This window comes from Spirosoma endbachense (assembly GCF_010233585.1).
GTDB classification, from domain to species: Bacteria; Bacteroidota; Bacteroidia; order Cytophagales; family Spirosomataceae; genus Spirosoma; species Spirosoma endbachense.
Window position 1 is genome coordinate 2,826,980 of record NZ_CP045997.1, and the last position, 17,664, is coordinate 2,844,643.

The window sequence follows — 17,664 nt, forward strand, 5'->3', positions numbered from 1 at the left end:
TATTTTCTATTCACAATGAAAAAAATACTATTGACAGGAGCAACCTTACTGGTTGTTGCCGCAACAAGTTTTGCTCAGTATAATGAAGCCTTCCTGAATCAGGCCGGTCTCTATAATGATGGCAAAGTGTACCAGACTGGTCAGCTACACGATGCATACATTTATCAGAACGGTAACGGTACTAGTTCGTCGTTCAATAAATCAACGTTAGCTCAGGAGGGTTATGACCAATTTGCCGAGTCCAGACAAAACGGGCACGGCCATGAGGTTAATTCATTCCAACGCGGAGATCAAATCAACTGGGCTTATTTTAAACAGGAAAAGGCGAATTCATCGGCCTTCTCGCGGCAATTTGGACGGAGTAACTACATCTCTTCCAGCCAGATAAGCGTAGATGGAACAGCGGCAAAAGCGGAGTTCCTGCAGGAAGGTAATCGCAACCGGATTTTTCTGGACTATCAGTCGGATCAGATCGTGGGGTTTGACATTACCAACTCATTTATTCGGCAAAGGGGTAATGATAACCTGGCGAGACTTACGCAGATCGGCGATGCGAACACGGGCGAAATTTACCAGAATAATAACTGGAACGAAGCCATCGGTGAGCAATACGGAAGTCGCAATAAACTACGCATCGACCAGCAGGGTTCACCTACCTGGTATGATCGCAATTACGCGTATGTTCGGCAGGAAGGCGATTTGAACCAGGCCAAGACCTATCAGGATGGGGTTAGAAATACCATCAGACTGGTACAGGCTTTTGGTCCAAATAACTACGCCGATATAAATCAGTATGGATCAGACCACCTCGTCAGAGGGTTTGATGGCATTAATGCGCGTCAGGATGGAGCGAATAACCGTCTGGAATCGCTACAGACGGGCAATGGTCAAACGCTGTACATCAACCAGAATGGTAACTCTAATCTAGGGTTTGTTCGGCAGAGCAACTAATTCATACGGGTGCAACTCAGGCTGTCGCCATAGGCAGCAGTCTGAGTTTTCTATGCTCTTTCAGACTTATATCCACCCTCACAGTTCATTCAAAAGCTATGATACGGCATCTACTGACTTTTTGCTTAGGTATTATTGCGCTGAGCGCGTCGGCTCAGTCAGACGCGTTCTGGAAACAGACAGGCACCGGAACAAACACGCTTGTGCAACAGGCCATAGTGTCGGGAAACGTAACCGCAGGGTCAACCGTACTCATCGACCAGGCCGGTACAGGGAATAAGCTACTAACCAGCAGTCAGGGAAGTGCCAACGCGATGCTGTTGCGACAAACAGGTAATCAGAATCAGCTCGAATTAAACCTGATCGGCAACGGCAATCACTATACCGTCGATCAGATTGGCAATCAAAACGTGCTGACCATGCCTGACGTGCGATCAAACAATGTCGACGTCCAGCTCATTCAGCGGGGTGACGGCAATCAACTGATCCGGGAAGGCAGCCTGTCTGTTGGTGTGCCCATGCGAATCGAGCAAACGGGTGGCATGAAAGTGATTCTGACCAATAATCATTTCTGATCCGCCGTGCGACTGTATCTGATGATACTGTGGATAGCCCTGAGGCTGTTGACGGTTTCGGCCCATGCCCAGAGTTCTGTGGATGAGTTTGCTGAAATCATGGTCGAAGATTCGCTCGTTGAGGGAATGATGGACGAAAATGGCCCTTCCAGTATTGTCCTGGATATTACCCGAACAAAAATTGGCCGGGATTTTTATGAATCTTTCTACCAGCAGTGGAGCAGTTTACCACTTAGTTTAGCGGCAAATGTATTCACCGATTCAACCGTTGCGAATTCGAACGCATCGGCGGTTTTCAATCTGAGCGAGTTTGTCGTAACGATAGAAGAATTGCCTTCGGCCGGCAATTCACTGGCGAATATCATTTCGGTCAGCGTTGACAACGAGTTACTCTGGCAGCAATTTGTTCCTTCCCGGCGCGAAGTCATCGACGAATATGCTACCTATGCCGTAGAGATTGTTCGGGGCTATTTTGCCACGATACAAACGGTAACCAATCAGCTTGGCGACGAAGACCAGCGCGGTACGGGCATAAAATAAGGAACATTGGCAACATCCGGCCAATGAATATTCGCCCGGTCGAAACCGGCTTTAGTAGGCATACAATTCACACCACATTTAACTGGAACTTCATCTCATGGTACGGTCATTACCTATTTGTTTTTTGCTCCTGCTAAGTCTGGCAGGGCAGGCACAATCATTTGTTTATCATCCCAACAATCCATCGTTTGGGGGCAATACGTTCAATTATGCATGGATGCTTAGTTCGGCGCAGGCACAGGATAAGCTCAAGGACCCATCGACACCTAAAGCGACGACCTCGTCGAGCACACAGAATAGCGCACTAACAAGCTTCTCCCAGACGCTTCAGAACCAACTACTTAGTCAGTTATCACGCAACCTGTTTACGAGTCAGTTTGGTGAACAGGGGTTGAAGGAAGGAACGTTCCAGTTCGGCGACTTACAGGTGATCGTAGCCAACGGCACTGACGGCATAAATATCCAGATTACGGATGGTAAAGGCGGGCAAACGACGATTACGGTACCCTATTTTTAATAGGTAATAGCCATGTTGAGTAGTTCTATTTTGCTCTAAACCGACCTTTCCCATGTTTACTAACTTACTAAAATGGGCAGCCTACGGGCTGGCTCCAGTGGCCTGTTGCTGGCTTTTGAGTGGCTGTAGTGCTTATATGCACCAGCCCAAAGGTATCCGCCCGGCCCGACTAGGGGAAGAAACTCCCGTAACAGGTTCGTTACGGACACTTCCCGAACCGAATGAAAAAATCTACGCAGCGGTCTATAAATTCCGCGACCTGACAGGCCAGTATAAACTGACCGAAACCGGCTCCAACTTCTCAACCGCCGTTACACAGGGAGCAACCAACATTCTGATGAAAGCCCTGGAAGAAAGCAATTGGTTTGTTCCGGTCGAACGGGAGAATGTGAGCAACCTGCTGAACGAACGGAAAATTATCCGGTCGAGCATGGCGCAATTTAAAAACGAAGACAATAGCCTGCCTCCCTTGCTGTTTGCCGGGCTTATTATGGAGGGCGGGGTCGTGTCTTATGATGCAAACACAATTACGGGAGGTGCTGGCCTGCGTTATTTTGGTACGGGCGGATCTACACAATATCGGCAGGACCGGGTTACCGTTTATCTGCGGGCTGTGGCAACCAAAACCGGAAAAATTCTTAAAACGATTTACACATCCAAAACGATTCTGTCGCAGTCTGTAGACGGGGGCGTGTTCCGGTTCGTCAATTTTAAGCGATTGCTCGAAGCAGAAACGGGTTTTACTACGACCGAACCAGCACACTTAGCAGTTACAGAAGCCATCGAGAAAGCGGTTCATTCAATGGTTCTTGAAGGAATTCGCGACAGTTTATGGACCTCATCGCCCCGATCGGCTGCGCGAACCAAAAACATGGTGAACGCCTACGAGGAAGAACGATCCGAGATGGTTCAGACCGATGTATACGGCGCCCGTGAACAGATGGCCGTTCCAAGAATCATTGTCCAGCCCTACGGTTCAGCCTGGCGCTATCAGGGTGATTATTCCTCGCCACTCAATAAAATCGGCTATGGTGCTTCGCTGGAAGTCTATCTGACGCCCTATCTGGCTATTCAGGCAAATGCCTCGACGGGCACACTGGCAACCAAGCGTTTTCTGTCGATAGATGTCAACGAGTTTACGGGCAATATTTTATTTAGAGCCTTGCCTAATCAGCGATTCACACCGTTGTTTTATGCCGGTGCTGGCTATACGATCCGAAAACCGGGTATAATGCTGGAGCCAGCCAACCAGCGATATTTCACCCTTAGTGGAGGTGGAGGTCTCGAATACCGTTTGTCAGGAACATTGGGACTGCGCGGCACACTGGAATATCATCAACCTTTTACAGACGTGCTGGACGGCCTTGCGGCTGGTACCCGTAACGATTATTATGTTCGGGCCAATGCCGGGTTAGTTCTGGTTCTAGGCCATTTTGGTCGTCCCTGAAAACGATCAGCCTACAGTCAAGTCATCCATTGGTTTCATACCACACCATCCTTCAATCTTATCTATTTATGAATAACCTGGTTTTGCGTATACTGGTAGGGGTAGTTCTATTAACAACCTGGAGTTGTAATGAGGATTTGTTTATTGAGCCAAGTACCTATAGTTCCATCCGTGGGCAGGTCTTGTTTAGTAGTACCCGAAAACCAGCCGCTCACGTATTAGTCAGACTTAGCCCAACCAGCCGTAGTCTGGACACTGATTCGTTAGGCTATTTCCGGTTCGATAGCGTACTGACAGGCAAGTACACTTTACAGGCTATGTTAACGGGGTTTCTCAACGAATTTGCGGCTATTGAGGTTGGCGACCAGCAGTTGACCGCCGTAACCCTGTTGCTACGCGACGACAAGAGCCAGAACAAGCCGTCGACAACACCCACCGTCATTACTCCCAAGTCTGGCTCCGATACCCTTAAAACATCGTTAACATTACGCTGGAAGGCCACGGATCCCGATAAGGACTCGCTTACGTATGATGTTATGGTATTTCAGGATGGGGTGGCTGAGCCCGTGTTGCAATCACTGGATCAGAAAGCGGATTCGCTTCAGGTGAAAAACCTGGCTTATAACGCAGTTTATTACTGGCAGGTGACGGTTAAAGATGGTTTTAATGCTGTAAAGGGCGATATTTCTACGTTTCGAACCAGGCCTTTTCCAGAGTTCCCGTATGTTTATGTGAAGCCAGTAAATGGACGGTTACAGCTTTTCACCTCTACGGGTACAGGAGAAGAGATTCAATTGACCACACAAGGCAGTAACTGGCGACCAGTCGCTAGCCCTAACAAGCGGGAGATAGCCTTCATCTCGAACATGAAAACGGATCTGCATCTGTTTATCATGAACAGAGACGGAAGTAATTTACGCCAGATTACCAGTATTCCATTGGCTGGTATTATACCGACAGATCTGTCATTTTGCTGGTCACCGGATGGTACTCAGTTACTCTATCCGAGCAATAACAAACTGTATGCGATCCAAACGAATGGCACCGGCCTTCGCATCGTTTCGAAATTAGCGTCGGGTCAATTTTTTTCAGGCTGTGATTGGGCCGAACAGGGCAATCTGATTGTAGCCCGATCATCGAGCAGTGATGTCTATGACAATAACCTTGTCCTGATAAGTTCGAAGGTCGATTCGGTTACTCTTCTGATTGCCCCGAAAGGTCGGATTAGCAATCCTGTTTTTTCAATTGATGGCAAACAACTGCTATACAGCTATGATATTAGTCAGTTCCAGAATGAACAGGGTCGGCAACTAAATGCTCATATTCAACTACTTACACTGCAAACGGGAGTTATTACCGATCTGTCGGGCAGTGGCAAGCCAGCCGGGACAAACGATATCGACCCGCGTTTTTCGCTGAATGGGGCTAAAATTATTTTTACAAATGTCGATAACGCCAATGAAAACCAGCGGGGGGCTTATGTGATGGATCTCAGCGGAATAAGCCGCAACCTGGTTGTTAATCAGGCTCAAATGGCCTGCTGGCGGCAATAATCACAGCTTGTTGTAAGCGCATTGCTGGCTGGAATAAACTGAAACCAGGGGATACTAACGAATTGCTTTTATAGGTGTTAGTATCCCTTGGTTCGTTGAGTGCCTCTGCTTATACCAGGCTATCGGCGGTGGTGAGAGGCAACAGAATTGTAACAACTGTATATTCGCCTTCCACAGAGTCAATTGTCATCTGACCCTGCAAGTGTTCTACCACATCTCTGCTCATGAACAAACCGAGTCCGGTTCCTTTTGCCGTTGGTTTGGTTGTAAAAAAGGGGCTGAAAAGCTGACTCAATTCCTTAGCAGGAATGCCCCTGCCGTTGTCTCGTACCTGAATTTGTACATGATCATCGATCTGTTGCGTTTGCACATCGATTTTAGCGGCAAACCCAGTGGCCCGACGGCTCTTTTCCATCAGCGAATAACAGGAATTGTCGATCAGACTAACCAGTACCTGTGTAAACTCATGGGGTAGCAGATTTACCTCCAGTGGCTGAGGGGCCAGCGAAAAGTCTAGATTTATCGGTAGTGAGCTAGCATTACTTTTCAGGGCTATTTTCAGCGAATCATTAATCTTGTGTTCCAGAAACGAGTTAATTTCAACAACAGCCATATCAGATGATCGCTCTTTGAGCAGTTTCTGCATATCCTGCAAAATCCGGGCAGTACTGCTGCCGTGCTCATTGATCTTTTCCAGATTCTGATTCAGCATAGCCCCCGAATCTTCCAGATCTTCCAGATCATTCTGGGAGTAGTTGGTTTGATACTTTTGGGTCACCGTTACCAGTTCATTGAGAAGCTCTTTGGCAGCCAGTGCGAAGTTGTTGATATAATTAAGCGGGTTGAGAATACGGTCGACAATACCTTTGGTCAATTTACCCATCGTTGCCATCTTTTCAGCCTGCACTAGTTGACGTTGTGTCTGGCGAAGTTCAGTCAGGGTCTTTTGCAGTTGTTCCTTCTGTTGTTCAAGCTGGTTCTTCTGGTTCTGAAGCTGAAGTTTCTGTGATTCCAGCAGCGTGTTGGCTTTTTTCTTGGTGCGGTAGGCATAGAAAGAAACCCCCGCCAATAAGAGTGTTAGCGCCAGGCCAGCCAGCAGAGCCAATTGACGGGCCTTAGCAATGGCATTCTGTTTTTGTTGTTCGGCCTCGACTGCCTGCTGTTTTTTATCGAATTCGTAGTTCATCGTCAGTTCGGTAGCTTTCCGAATATTTTCTTTACCCCGAACCGAATCAGTGATAGCAGCAGCTGTCTTATAAGTGGCTAAGGCTTTGTTATAGTTGCCCGTTTTTTCGTAACAGGCCGATAACTCGGCATAAATTTCGCCCGTCTGAGAATCATAAATATCGGCATCCTTCAGGACGGCGAAGCTTTTTTCATAATAAGGAATAGCTTCGGCATACTTGCCCTGCATTTTCAGAATCGTCCCCATCGTCGAATAGGTCTGATGGATATTGAGTGGTTGCTGGGAAGCATCGGCAATGGCCATTGCCTGTTTGTTCAGCTTTTCGGCCTCAGTAAACTTTTTTTGTTCAGCCAGATTGGTAGCGCCCAACGATAAACTGGAAGCCTGAATGCCATCATCACCCATTTCTTTGCCCAAAATGGCTGCTTTCATTGCAAACTCATAGGCTTTCTGGTTGGCATGCTGGCCGGTATAGATACTGGCCAGGTTCGTGTATGAATAGAGTTCTATGCTCTTTACGCCTTCTTGTCTGGCCAGTTTTAAGGCTTTATGATATCGTTGTTCAGCGCCTTTCAAGTCATCCATTCCCTTGTAAAGGTTGGCCATATTGACCAGGCAAAATGCCTGATCACGGAGGTTATTTTCCGATTCGGCAAGGGTCAGTGCCTTTTGTTGAAACCGTAATGCCTGCGGCCGATTCGACAGCATATCATAGGCGATGCCAACGTTCAAATAGGTATTCCCCAAATTTGCCTTGTAGCCATTCCGTTCAGCGATAGCAATACCCTTTTCAAAAAATGTAATGGCGCTGTCGTATTTGCTTTGCATGCCATACATTGTGCCATAGGCATTATAAACTTTAAGCAGATAAGCGGAATCCTTCAGGGAACCATACAGCGATTCGGCTAACTTCAGGTTTTCTTTAACGGCCGTATAATTTCCCTTAAAATTAAAGCAATGGGCTAAACGTAATCTGGCTGTTGCTTCCCCCTGTTTGTATTTAATTCGTTTCGCATCACTAATATTCTTCTGGCTTAAACTTATGGCCGAATCTAGGTTGATATCCGTCAATAAGGCAGCTTTTTTATTAATCAGATTTATTCGCGCGGTATCGGTAGGTGCCTGGCTGATAAGCCGGTTCAAGCTGTCTAATTTGGGCGTTTGCGCCCCGACAAATTGAAGACTAATCAAAAATAAGGATATTGTAAAAAACGGTTTCATGTAATTTGAGATTAACAGAGGCTGCAAACGACTATTCACTAAAGAATCGTTAAATAAGATCTTTAGTGGTTTTTCAATCAGCATTGGGAATAGACAAGCGAAGTAGGTACTTTTAAAGGATTCACTACTAGGCAAGTTAATAGGTAAAATTCAGTTTTATGGGTATTGTTGTATTAAAAAAACAGGCAATAGGCAATACAGGAATATATTCATTAATGTCTATAACAAATGTCCCATATTTCATGTTTATTGCCGATAAGTGAATACCCGTCAGACTCTACCTATTAGTTACACGTAAGATACTTTTAGGCATTAACGAACCCCAAAGCGCATTATTTAGGGCATATTGCTAATTTAATGGCTGATGGATAATGTAGTTACAAAATACCCGATTTTACTTAAACCCCCTAATAAGTAGTATACAAATTACATTGCCCTCTTTTATAAATAACTAAAACACACTTTTTTATGAACTTTTTTTTACCCAGAGTCAGGCTTGCCTGTTTAGGTGGGGTTCTCCTCCTCTATTGGTCTATGCTGACCTTAACAGTCCAGGGACAGGGATTCGTCAGACAAATATCAGGTGATCCATTTGCTCCTGTTAATAATACGGGGCCGGGTTCGTCTCCCTCGTTAGCCGATTTGGATGGTGATGGCGATCTGGATCTGATTATAACGAATTTTGACGGAACGATTCAATATTACACGAACACAGGGGCTCCTCCTCAAAGTGAACAAACTGTCTTTACTAGCGCTATCAGTCCATTACCCCCACCTAGTGGAAGTTCTATCCAAAACCTCAAATTTTCTTTTGGTGATTTGGATGGCGATGGTGATCTGGATGCCGTAACGGGTGGCCTGGACGGCATCATTACACCTTATATCAATAACGGCACAAAGACCAATCCGATCTTTGCTCAATCATCGGCTCGCACTGTTACTGCTGCCAAACGAAACACTGGTGCCCGTGTGTCGGCGCTGTTTAACGATGTCAGTTATCCCAACGAAGGTTATGCATATGTAAGCCTGGCTGATTTTGATGCCGATGGCGATCTGGATATGGTGGTTATTACCAGCGTGGCAATCCATTACCTGCGCAATGTAGGCTCCTCGTCAGCTGCCAACTTTCAGGAGATCACGGGTTGCGACAGCCCATTTTATGGCATTGTCAGAAGTGGTAATTACGCCAATCCAGTTGTGGGTGATATGGATGGCGATGGCGATCTGGATGTGGCTCTATCTGGGGTTCCTATCTTGTATTACCGCAACATTGGCACACCTTCAGCCCCTCGTTTTGTTCAGATAGTCGGTGAAGCCAATCCGTTTGATGGTATTGATCTAGGGTTTGGTTCTCAATTAGAGTTAGGCGATCTGGATAAAGACGGCGATTTAGATGCTGTAGGAGGCCAATACTCAGGCTCTGCGTCGTACATAAAAAATGTACTTCAGGTCACTCAGCAGCCTACGCCTACTAATGTAGTCACCTGCGTCGGTAGCTCAGTCAGTACGACGGTACAGGCAGATGGCGATGGGGCGGTATATTACCAGTGGTATCGGCATGCACAGACTACGGATGCACCGATTTATGGTCAGACATCGGCTACTCTCCAGTTGTATAATGTTCAGGCTTCAGATGCCGGAGTGTACTATGCCCAGATATCAAGTGGAGGAGGTACTTTATTCAGTGATGCCTTTAACCTGGTTGTTCAGAAGGCTGCCATCACTCAGCAGCCAGCAAGTACTTCCAATGTCGCGGTGGGTACCAATGTTGTCGTTCCTGTTTTAGTGAGCGGACCCATTACCAATGTCCAGTGGTACCGCAATGGTCAACCGGCACCCAATCAAAACACACCGACGCTTACCCTGAACAGTGTCACCCCAGCCGATGCAGGGTCGTATGTACTGGTGGCAACCAGCCCCTGCAACAGCGTGACGTCAAATGCCTTCTCGCTCAGCGTTTCCTGCTCTCTGGCCCCTCCCACCCTGGCGGCCAGTACGCTATCGACAACCAACGAGCCTATTTCTGTTACGGCTTCGGGTTGCTCTGGAGGAACCATCAACTGGCAGCCGCTGGGTGGTACAGGAACAGCGAATGGATCAATATACACGTTTAGCCAGCCGGGCAACTATACGCTAACGGCTACATGTACGCAGAATGGCTGTACGAGTTCAGCTTCCAATGCAGTGACGTTGAGCATTCAGGGTGGAACCTTTGCTATTACTACGGTCAACACGCTTAACTGCGAACTGTTCGACGCAGTTAAAGGTGGATATTATGTCACTTTCGCACCACAGTACACCGGTCAGAATTCGAAACCCATTTCGTTCTCTGTCGTTAACGAAAAGCTGGTAACGAGCGATCCTCCACCTTATACGATCCGTTTGTATACGGATAATCCAGCGATCACTCTGGTAGCTTCGCAGCAATTTAATAATGAAACCAACTTCCGCTATGAATGGTGGGCAGCCTGCCAATCGGGCAGTACGCCAAACAACCCTCCGACCACTTCGGGCATTGCCGATCAGACTATTTTGCTGGGACAGCCCTATCAGCTGGACCTCAAAAACTACTTCTCTGACCCTGATCTGCAGTCGCTCACGTTTGCGGCACAGGGTCTGCCTGCCGGCTTAAACCTGTCTGGCAGTGTCATAAGTGGTACGCCTACCAGTTCAGGTACTTCGCCAGTATCCATCACAGCTACTGATCCAGGCGGGCTCTCGGCCAATGCCAGTTTCCAGTTAACAGTGACGTCTGGGTCTGAAACGTCTGAGTTCACCATTACGGGCGTTTCAACTATAAACTGCGAGTACATAAGCGCTTCTTCACGTCGGGTTACCTTTAATCCACAGTACGCTGGTGTCACTGGAGAGCCAATTAGCTTTTCGGTCGTTAGCGAAAAAGCGCCTACGACTAATCCTGGACCGTATACACTGGATTTATACACCGATAATCCGACTATTACGCTAAGTGCTAAACAGGGGAGTATATCGACAACGTATGCGTATAACTGGCTGAATGTCTGCTCCATATCAAGCCGAATTGGTGTGGTTGAATCGGGCAAAAAGCTACAGGTACGTGTATTAGGAAACCCTGTTTCTGGTAAATCCATTGACGTTGAGATCAGTGGCGTATCAGGGCAGGCGGTACAAATAGAACTGCTGGACCTGCAAGGGAAACAGCTGCACCATCAGAGTATTCAGGAAGCGGGTACTTCAGATCGCGTGAGCGTACCATTAGGCTACGGCAGGGGTTTACTGATGTTACAGGTCCATACTGAGAAAGAGCATCAGCAGGTCAAGTTGGTCAAACCCTAGTTAATTGATTGAATTAAGTCATCAGGCCCGAACCTAAACGGTTCGGGCTTTTTGTTGTCAATTATCGTAATAGGTAATCACCTGAAATACGCTATCAAGTAGATTTAAGCCCTTGATTTTGCGGATCTGGTTAGCCTGTTTCTTACTTAATCCCACTCGGTCGGGTCGTGCTTAATTGAGTCAACGATGCACCGAAAAACATTGCCCGATAGGTAATAAAACTGGTAGGACCACAAGCAGAAGTATTGATATGTGCCACCTCCTGGTAAAAAAAATGCCAATACCCTTCCAGCTAGTGTCGGCAGGCTATTGGCAATGTGTATTCTCAGCACCAGATCATTTTCGTTAACCAACCACGATCGCATCCTCTGGCAAACGCATATGCTCCAGATACGTCAGGTTGTTGAGCGTTGTATGGGCGATCTGCTGCATGGCTTCACGAGTAAAAAAGCCCTGGTGCGACGTTACGAGCACATTTGGAGCATGCGTTAGCGCATCCAGATCGGCATCTGGCAAAGGGGTTGCAGACCAGTCACTGAAAAAGTAATCATCCTCCAGTTCGTATACATCCATGCCCAATGCGCCCAGTTGACCCGTTTGTAGTGCCATTAGCACGGCGGGCGTATCCAGCAAACTCCCCCGACTAGTATTGACCAAATACGCCCCCCGTTTCATATGCGACAAGGCCGCAGCATCAATCAGATGATAGGTTTCGGGGGTGAGCGGGCAGTGCAGCGAGATGATATCGGCTTCCGACAGCAATTCGTTCAAGGGTAGGTATTCGACGCCAAGCTGCTGTAATAACGCCGAGCGTACCTTATCATACGCCAGTACGCGACACCCGAAACCGAGCATGATCCGGGCGAAAGCCATACCAATCCTGCCAGTCCCAATTATTCCGATCCGCTTACCATAGAGATCAAATCCCATTAAGCCATCGAGCGTAAAGTTGTTCTTTTTAGTACGTTGATAGGCAATATGAGTCTTTCTGTTCAGTGCCATTAGTAGCGCAACCGCATGCTCAGCAACGGCGTGGGGCGAATAGGTGGGTACGCGTAGAATACGAATGCCGAACTCCTGAGCCGCCGGTATATCGACCTGATTGTAGCCCGTGCAGCGCAGTGCGGCTAACTGAACACCGTTTCGCATGAGAATCTCAAGCGTGGGCCGGCTGAGGTCGTCGTTTACAAATACACATATAGCCTGATAACCCGTTGCGAGATGAGCTGTTTCGGGCGTGAGCGTCTCGTGGAAAAACGTCAGTTGATGTCGGTCATTATTGGCCGCTTCCAGAAACGGTTGTTCGTAGGAATGGCAGCTAAAAAAGGCGATTTTCATAGCGTTAGGCAATTTGGTTAGAGGAGTCGTACGTCGTCAGCCAGCATAATTTTGCCGTCGTCTGACTCAGGAAGATTTCAGTATCGGTCGGCCAGGTGAGCGTTTGTTCGTTCATGAGCAGGTAATCGTACGACCGTAACAGTACGTGCATTTTGATCGCCAGTTGAGGAGATGAAAAAAGTGTCTCTGCTTTTAGCCTGCTCAGTTGTGGCAGCATATCCAGCCAATGTTCGAGTCGGGATTCGGCCTGCTGTTTAGCCGCCCGAAACGTCTCCTTGTTGAGCACAGCACATTCCGCGATGTCATACGGATGCACGACCGTCAGATAGAGTGCTTTATCTGGATTAGATTCCAGCCAACGACGCAGGACAAGAGCTGAGTCGACCGAGCAATCTGTAGAAAAAAAAGCGGTTTTCATGGCGGCTATCTGGAAATACTTGACCGTTCAAAACTAGTTTACCCAATGGCTATATTCTATGAGCGGGCTTAGGCATCGACCTGATAATCATCATTGCATATCGAGCACAACCCGCCCATCTACCCGACCTGCCTTCAAGTCATTTAGCACCTTATTAATGGCATCCAGACGCTCGGTATGATAGTGTACTTTCACTTTACCTTCAGCCGCCAATGCCAGACTCTCGACCAAATCCTGGCGCGTTCCAACGATTGACCCTCTAATCGTTTTGCGATTCAGGGTTACGTCGAATATGTTCAAATCGAAGTCGCCGGGGGGTAAGCCAACCAATGCCAGCGTACCATGTCGGCGTAACATCGCTACGCCCTGCGCGAAAGCAGATCGCGAAACGGCGGTCACCAACACACCCTGCGCTCCGTCAATTTGATCATGGACAATAGCCACGGCGTCTTCCTCTGCGGCATTGATAACCAGATCAGCGCCTACGGCTTTGGCTAATTGCAGTTTATCATCGCTAATGTCGACGGCCACAACGTGCATTCCCATTGCTTTTGCATACTGAACGGCCAGATGACCCAGTCCACCGATCCCTGAAATAACGACCCATTCGCCGGGACGAACTTCCGTTTCTTTAAGACCTTTATAAACGGTTACACCAGCACACAAAATGGGCGCAGCGTCGAGAAACGACAGCGAATCCGGGATCTTCCCAACATAATTAGCATCGGCCAGAACATAGTCGGCATAACTTCCCTGTACCGAATAGCCCGTATTCTGTTGAGAATGGCACAAGGTTTCCCAGCCCGTATAGCAGTATTCGCAGTGGCCACAGGCAGAATAGAGCCAGGGTACGCCTACCCGATCCCCTTCGCGAATGTTTGTTACGCCTGCCCCAATCGCTACGACTGTGCCAACGCCCTCGTGACCCGGCACTAATGGTAAGGTAGCTTTAACGGGCCAGTCGCCATCGATTGCGTGTAAATCGGTATGACAAACACCACAGGCGGCCACTTTAATCAATAATTGACCTGGGCCTACAGCGGGTACAGGTAGCTGTTCAATCTGTAATGGCTGACCATACGCATGGAGAACTGCGGCTTTCATTGTTGACGGAATCATATCGGAGTAGTAGGTAAGTGATGACACAAACCTAGGGATACGCAGAACCATTGGCTATGAGAATTATCACTCTCTTTACAGACGCTCATCATAGTTCAAATGCCAGCACAACGAACCAGATAGTGCTTACGATAAAGCCCGGCCACTTCATAATCGTGGCCGGGCTTTATCGTAAGCACTCAAACTATCAACGGAAAACGGGTCTTTTATAAATCCGTAATTTTATCTAAATCTGATGGCTCGTTTGAGCAACGGGTCAACACTACCAGTTGGCCCGGCGCAACTTATCGGGTTGCAACACGCGAATACCCGACCCGACCAGTTCAATCAACCCATCCTGCTTGAACTCACTCAGTGTGCGAATCAATGACTCGGTCGCTGTACCAACTACCGATGCCAGGTCATCCCGCGAGAGTTGAATCAAGCTTTGTGGATCACGGTCCAATGACTCGGCCCGACTTGTCGGGTCAGCGGCATGTTTTTCATAAAGTCGCAGTAGTGCATCGGCCACCCGTCGACGCAATGAGCTATAAGCCATGGCTACCAGTTGTTTCTCCTTTTCACTGACTCGCCCAGCCAGTAACTGAATGAACTGCTGGCTCACTTCATTATTGGCCAGCAACAATTGCTTAAATTCCTCATTGGGAATATAAACTAGTTCTGAATCTTCCAGCACGACGGCAGAATCCGTATAGTCTACATTTTCAAGTAAGGCCAGATAGCCAAAAAATTCGCCAGGATTATAGAATCCAGTAATCAGTTCCTTGCCATCAGCATTGCTCCGGACAGTCTTGATTTTACCTGATTTCAGGAAATATAGCCGGGTCGGGTCGTCGCCTTCCGTGTAGATATACTGCTTTTTTCGTACCGAGTGAACCTTACGACCCGTTAATAAACTTTCCAGACTTCCCGACTGTCGTGCCTGGTCTAAAAATTCCGCCGAATCGTTGGTTACAGAGCGATCGTCTTCCGATTCCTGATACTGTGGCCCAACATGCTGGAACCGGTTGAGTCGCCCTTCAATAGCGCTGAGCAATTCTGATTCATCAAAGGGTTTTGTCAGATAATCGTCGGCACCCAGCTCCATGCCTTTCCGGAAGTCGGTTCGCTCGGTTTTGGCCGTCAGGAAAATAAACGGAATACCGGACAGATTCGGGTTTTTATTAAAAATATGCAACACACCATACCCATCAAGTACGGGCATCATGATGTCACAAATGACCAGATCAGGCCTGGAAGCTAAGGCTTTCTCTACACCTGCTTTCCCATTTTCAGCCGTGTGTACAGTATAGCCGGTTAATTCGAGAATTTCGGCGGTATTTTCACGGATGGCGTCGTTATCCTCAATCAGCAGGATCGTTTTCATACGGTAATGTTAAGGTTACGATTGTTCCGATGTTCAATTCGCTCCGGAGAGAGACGGTGCCTCCCATCAGGTCGATGTATCGGGCTACGATGTGCAGGCCAAGGCCAGTACCAGGTTTATTGGCCGCATTTTTAGCCCGGAAGAAGCGTTCGAATAAGTGTTCCTGATCGTCTGGCGAAATACCAATACCCTGATCCGTTATGGTTAATGTTATCAGCGTATCGGCGCATTCGCCCCGCACGGTAACAATCGATCCCGCATCGGAATACTTAATGGCGTTGGAAAGCAGATTTACGATCACCTTTCTGAGTAGCGACGGATCAAGCCAGACCCGATCCGGGCAGTCAATATCGGGTTGAATTGTCTGTCCGGGTTTGAGCATACCCTGCATCTCGCCCATAACGTCCTGAATAAGTTTTGACAGGTCGACGGCCACTGGCCTGGCCTCAATTTTACCCTCTTCGAGCCTGCCAACCGACAAAAACTCTTCCAGAATATCGTTGAGGTGATTAACCGACGACCGGATACGTTGCAGGTGTTTCTGGCGTTTATCCTGTTGATCGTTGTCGGCGTATTTTTCAATCAGGGTTGCCGAGGTGAGGATGGTTGTCAGTGGCGTACGAAATTCGTGTGAGGCCATCGATACAAAGCGTGATTTCAGTTCGCCCAGTTCGCGCTCAGCTGTCAATGCTTTGTCGAGTTCATCTTTCGACTGCTGGAGTTGTTCGAGCGTATTCATGAGCGCATGAGTGCGTTCTGCCACTTTCTGTTCCAGCTCAACGTTGAGCCGTTCGATGCGGTCGCGATGGGCCAGCAGTTCCCGTTCCGCTTCTTTTTTTAAGGTAATGTCAATGATGTAGGCAACGGCATAGAGTTCATTATCCAGCCGAAAATAGCTAAGGCTAATTTCAACCGGAAACACCGAACCATCCTTCCGGCGCGCATGCAGATCGCGATTATGCCCCATCGCTCTGACTTGTGGATTATCGGCAAACGACTGCCGGAGACGCTCATGATACTGGCTCACATCGGTCGGCACGAGCACCTCTATTGGCTGCCCCAGAAGTTCATCATCGGGGTAGCCAAACAGCTTCCTGGCCAGTTTATTGACCGACACGATCCTGCCCCGCTGGTCAGAAACGATGATGCCAATAGTGGCGTGGGTAAATACGGCTTCGTAGCGCTGAACGCTCTGGATTAGTTCCTGCTCGGCCTGATGGAGCCGTCTCTGGTTGGTCAGTCGTACCAAAAAATAAGCGTTATGCTCGTCAGTAACGGGCATAATAACCAGCCGCCCCCAGAATCGTGTACCATCCTGACTACTCTGTTCGGTCTCCTGCTCATAATGACCCGCCTGTTTAACTTCATGAATTAAATTAACCCGCTGCTCATCCGTCTGCGGAGCAATCAGCAACGATTTAGACCAGATGGGGTCATCCAGCAACGTCTGTTCCGAAAGAAATCCCAGCATACGAACGCCCACCTGATTGATCCGTATAAACCGTTCATTTTCGGTATCGTATACGCCAATAAAATCGTCGCTCTGTTCAAAAAGCAGGTCGATGAGGGTATTTGTGGGCTGGTTTGAAAGCATAAATAAAAATGGCTTGGGTTATGAGCCGTACCTAAATGGAGATTTGCACTAAGCTAACATGAGTTTAAAGCAAATCTGTCGAAAATCAGCCTTTTTTTTGACCGGTATCATATAGTTCTACTCGTCAGAATTTCAATTTTACATCCAATTCTACTGTTCCGGTTTTCAAGTACTGACTGTATCCATTTATTATGAAACTTAACATGCCTGATCCAATTCTGATCCCTGCTAAAACGACGGTATTGCTGGTGTTTCTACCATCGGTATCCAGGCGCGAGGCTATTGGCCAGCCAGCGTCGTTAATAAAATTTGTTCAGTCACTACAACAACAGGTCGGCGAGTCGGTTCGTGTCTTAAGGATCGACGAACCTATGCATCCGGAAGTAGTGCGGAGCTTCGCAATAACCCACTTACCTGCATTTGTTCTGGTGCAGCAAGGCGTTGAGTTATGGCGGTATGAAGGCGCGTCGGATGAAAATTCATTCTCAGCCGTTTCTCAACGGTTACTCCATAATTAAACATGC

At 47.8% G+C, this 17,664-nt stretch carries 14 protein-coding genes; 8 read left to right on the forward strand and 6 right to left on the reverse strand.

Features of this window, described 5'->3' with window-relative positions; all coding sequences use genetic code 11:
* The first annotated feature begins 15 nt into the window (after positions 1–15).
* The 6 genes from GJR95_RS11205 (at position 16) to GJR95_RS11230 (ending at position 5,583) form a co-directional block, all read left to right on the forward strand.
* Positions 16–951, forward strand: a complete 936-nt coding sequence (locus tag GJR95_RS11205; protein ID WP_162385943.1) for a hypothetical protein — start codon at positions 16–18, stop codon at positions 949–951.
* Positions 952–1,049: 98 nt separating this feature from the next.
* Positions 1,050–1,526, forward strand: coding sequence for a hypothetical protein (locus GJR95_RS11210; RefSeq protein ID WP_162385944.1), 477 nt, complete (start codon positions 1,050–1,052; stop codon positions 1,524–1,526).
* A 21-nt stretch (positions 1,527–1,547) separates the two neighbouring features.
* Complete coding sequence (locus tag GJR95_RS11215) at positions 1,548–2,066, forward strand: CsgE family curli-type amyloid fiber assembly protein (protein ID WP_162385945.1); 519 nt, start codon at positions 1,548–1,550, stop codon at positions 2,064–2,066.
* Between the two features lie 97 nt (positions 2,067–2,163).
* Positions 2,164–2,583, forward strand: coding sequence for a curli production assembly/transport component CsgF (locus tag GJR95_RS11220; RefSeq protein WP_162385946.1), 420 nt, complete (start codon positions 2,164–2,166; stop codon positions 2,581–2,583).
* A 52-nt stretch (positions 2,584–2,635) separates the two neighbouring features.
* Positions 2,636–4,030 carry a CsgG/HfaB family protein gene (locus GJR95_RS11225; protein ID WP_162385947.1) on the forward strand — a complete coding sequence of 465 codons (1,395 nt, stop codon included), beginning with the start codon at positions 2,636–2,638 and terminating at the stop codon, positions 4,028–4,030.
* A gap of 68 nt (positions 4,031–4,098) precedes the next feature.
* The gene (locus GJR95_RS11230; RefSeq protein ID WP_162385948.1) at positions 4,099–5,583 is read left to right on the forward strand and encodes a carboxypeptidase-like regulatory domain-containing protein; all 1,485 of its coding nucleotides are present in this window, start codon (positions 4,099–4,101) and stop codon (positions 5,581–5,583) included.
* 109 nt (positions 5,584–5,692) lie between these two features.
* On the opposite strand, the gene GJR95_RS11235 is transcribed toward GJR95_RS11230, so the two are convergent.
* A complete protein-coding gene (locus GJR95_RS11235) occupies positions 5,693–7,990 on the reverse strand; it encodes a tetratricopeptide repeat-containing sensor histidine kinase (protein ID WP_162385949.1) in 2,298 nt (765 codons plus the stop codon).
* Positions 7,991–8,524: 534 nt separating this feature from the next.
* Here GJR95_RS11235 and GJR95_RS11240 point away from each other — a divergent pair.
* Positions 8,525–11,305, forward strand: a complete 2,781-nt coding sequence (locus GJR95_RS11240) for an FG-GAP-like repeat-containing protein (protein ID WP_162385950.1) — start codon at positions 8,525–8,527, stop codon at positions 11,303–11,305.
* A 345-nt stretch (positions 11,306–11,650) separates the two neighbouring features.
* Here the strand turns inward: GJR95_RS11240 and GJR95_RS11245 are convergent, their stop codons facing one another.
* The 5 genes from GJR95_RS11245 to GJR95_RS11265 form a co-directional block, all read right to left on the reverse strand.
* Entirely contained in the window at positions 11,651–12,643 is a 993-nt protein-coding gene (locus GJR95_RS11245) for a 2-hydroxyacid dehydrogenase (RefSeq protein ID WP_162385951.1), read from the reverse strand.
* 4 nt (positions 12,644–12,647) lie between these two features.
* A complete protein-coding gene (locus GJR95_RS11250) occupies positions 12,648–13,061 on the reverse strand; it encodes a hypothetical protein (protein ID WP_162385952.1) in 414 nt (137 codons plus the stop codon).
* A gap of 90 nt (positions 13,062–13,151) precedes the next feature.
* Complete coding sequence (gene adhP, locus GJR95_RS11255) at positions 13,152–14,165, reverse strand: alcohol dehydrogenase AdhP (protein ID WP_232541153.1); 1,014 nt, start codon at positions 14,163–14,165, stop codon at positions 13,152–13,154.
* Positions 14,166–14,442: 277 nt separating this feature from the next.
* The gene (locus GJR95_RS11260) at positions 14,443–15,546 is read right to left on the reverse strand and encodes a response regulator (protein WP_162385953.1); all 1,104 of its coding nucleotides are present in this window, start codon (positions 15,544–15,546) and stop codon (positions 14,443–14,445) included.
* Positions 15,524–17,140 carry a sensor histidine kinase gene (locus tag GJR95_RS11265; protein ID WP_162385954.1) on the reverse strand — a complete coding sequence of 539 codons (1,617 nt, stop codon included), beginning with the start codon at positions 17,138–17,140 and terminating at the stop codon, positions 15,524–15,526. The genes GJR95_RS11260 and GJR95_RS11265 overlap by 23 nt, the downstream gene beginning before the upstream one ends.
* A 191-nt stretch (positions 17,141–17,331) precedes the next feature.
* On the opposite strand from GJR95_RS11265, the gene GJR95_RS11270 reads away from it, so the two are divergent.
* The gene (locus GJR95_RS11270; RefSeq protein ID WP_162385955.1) at positions 17,332–17,658 is read left to right on the forward strand and encodes a thioredoxin domain-containing protein; all 327 of its coding nucleotides are present in this window, start codon (positions 17,332–17,334) and stop codon (positions 17,656–17,658) included.
* Positions 17,659–17,664: the final 6 nt, after the last annotated feature.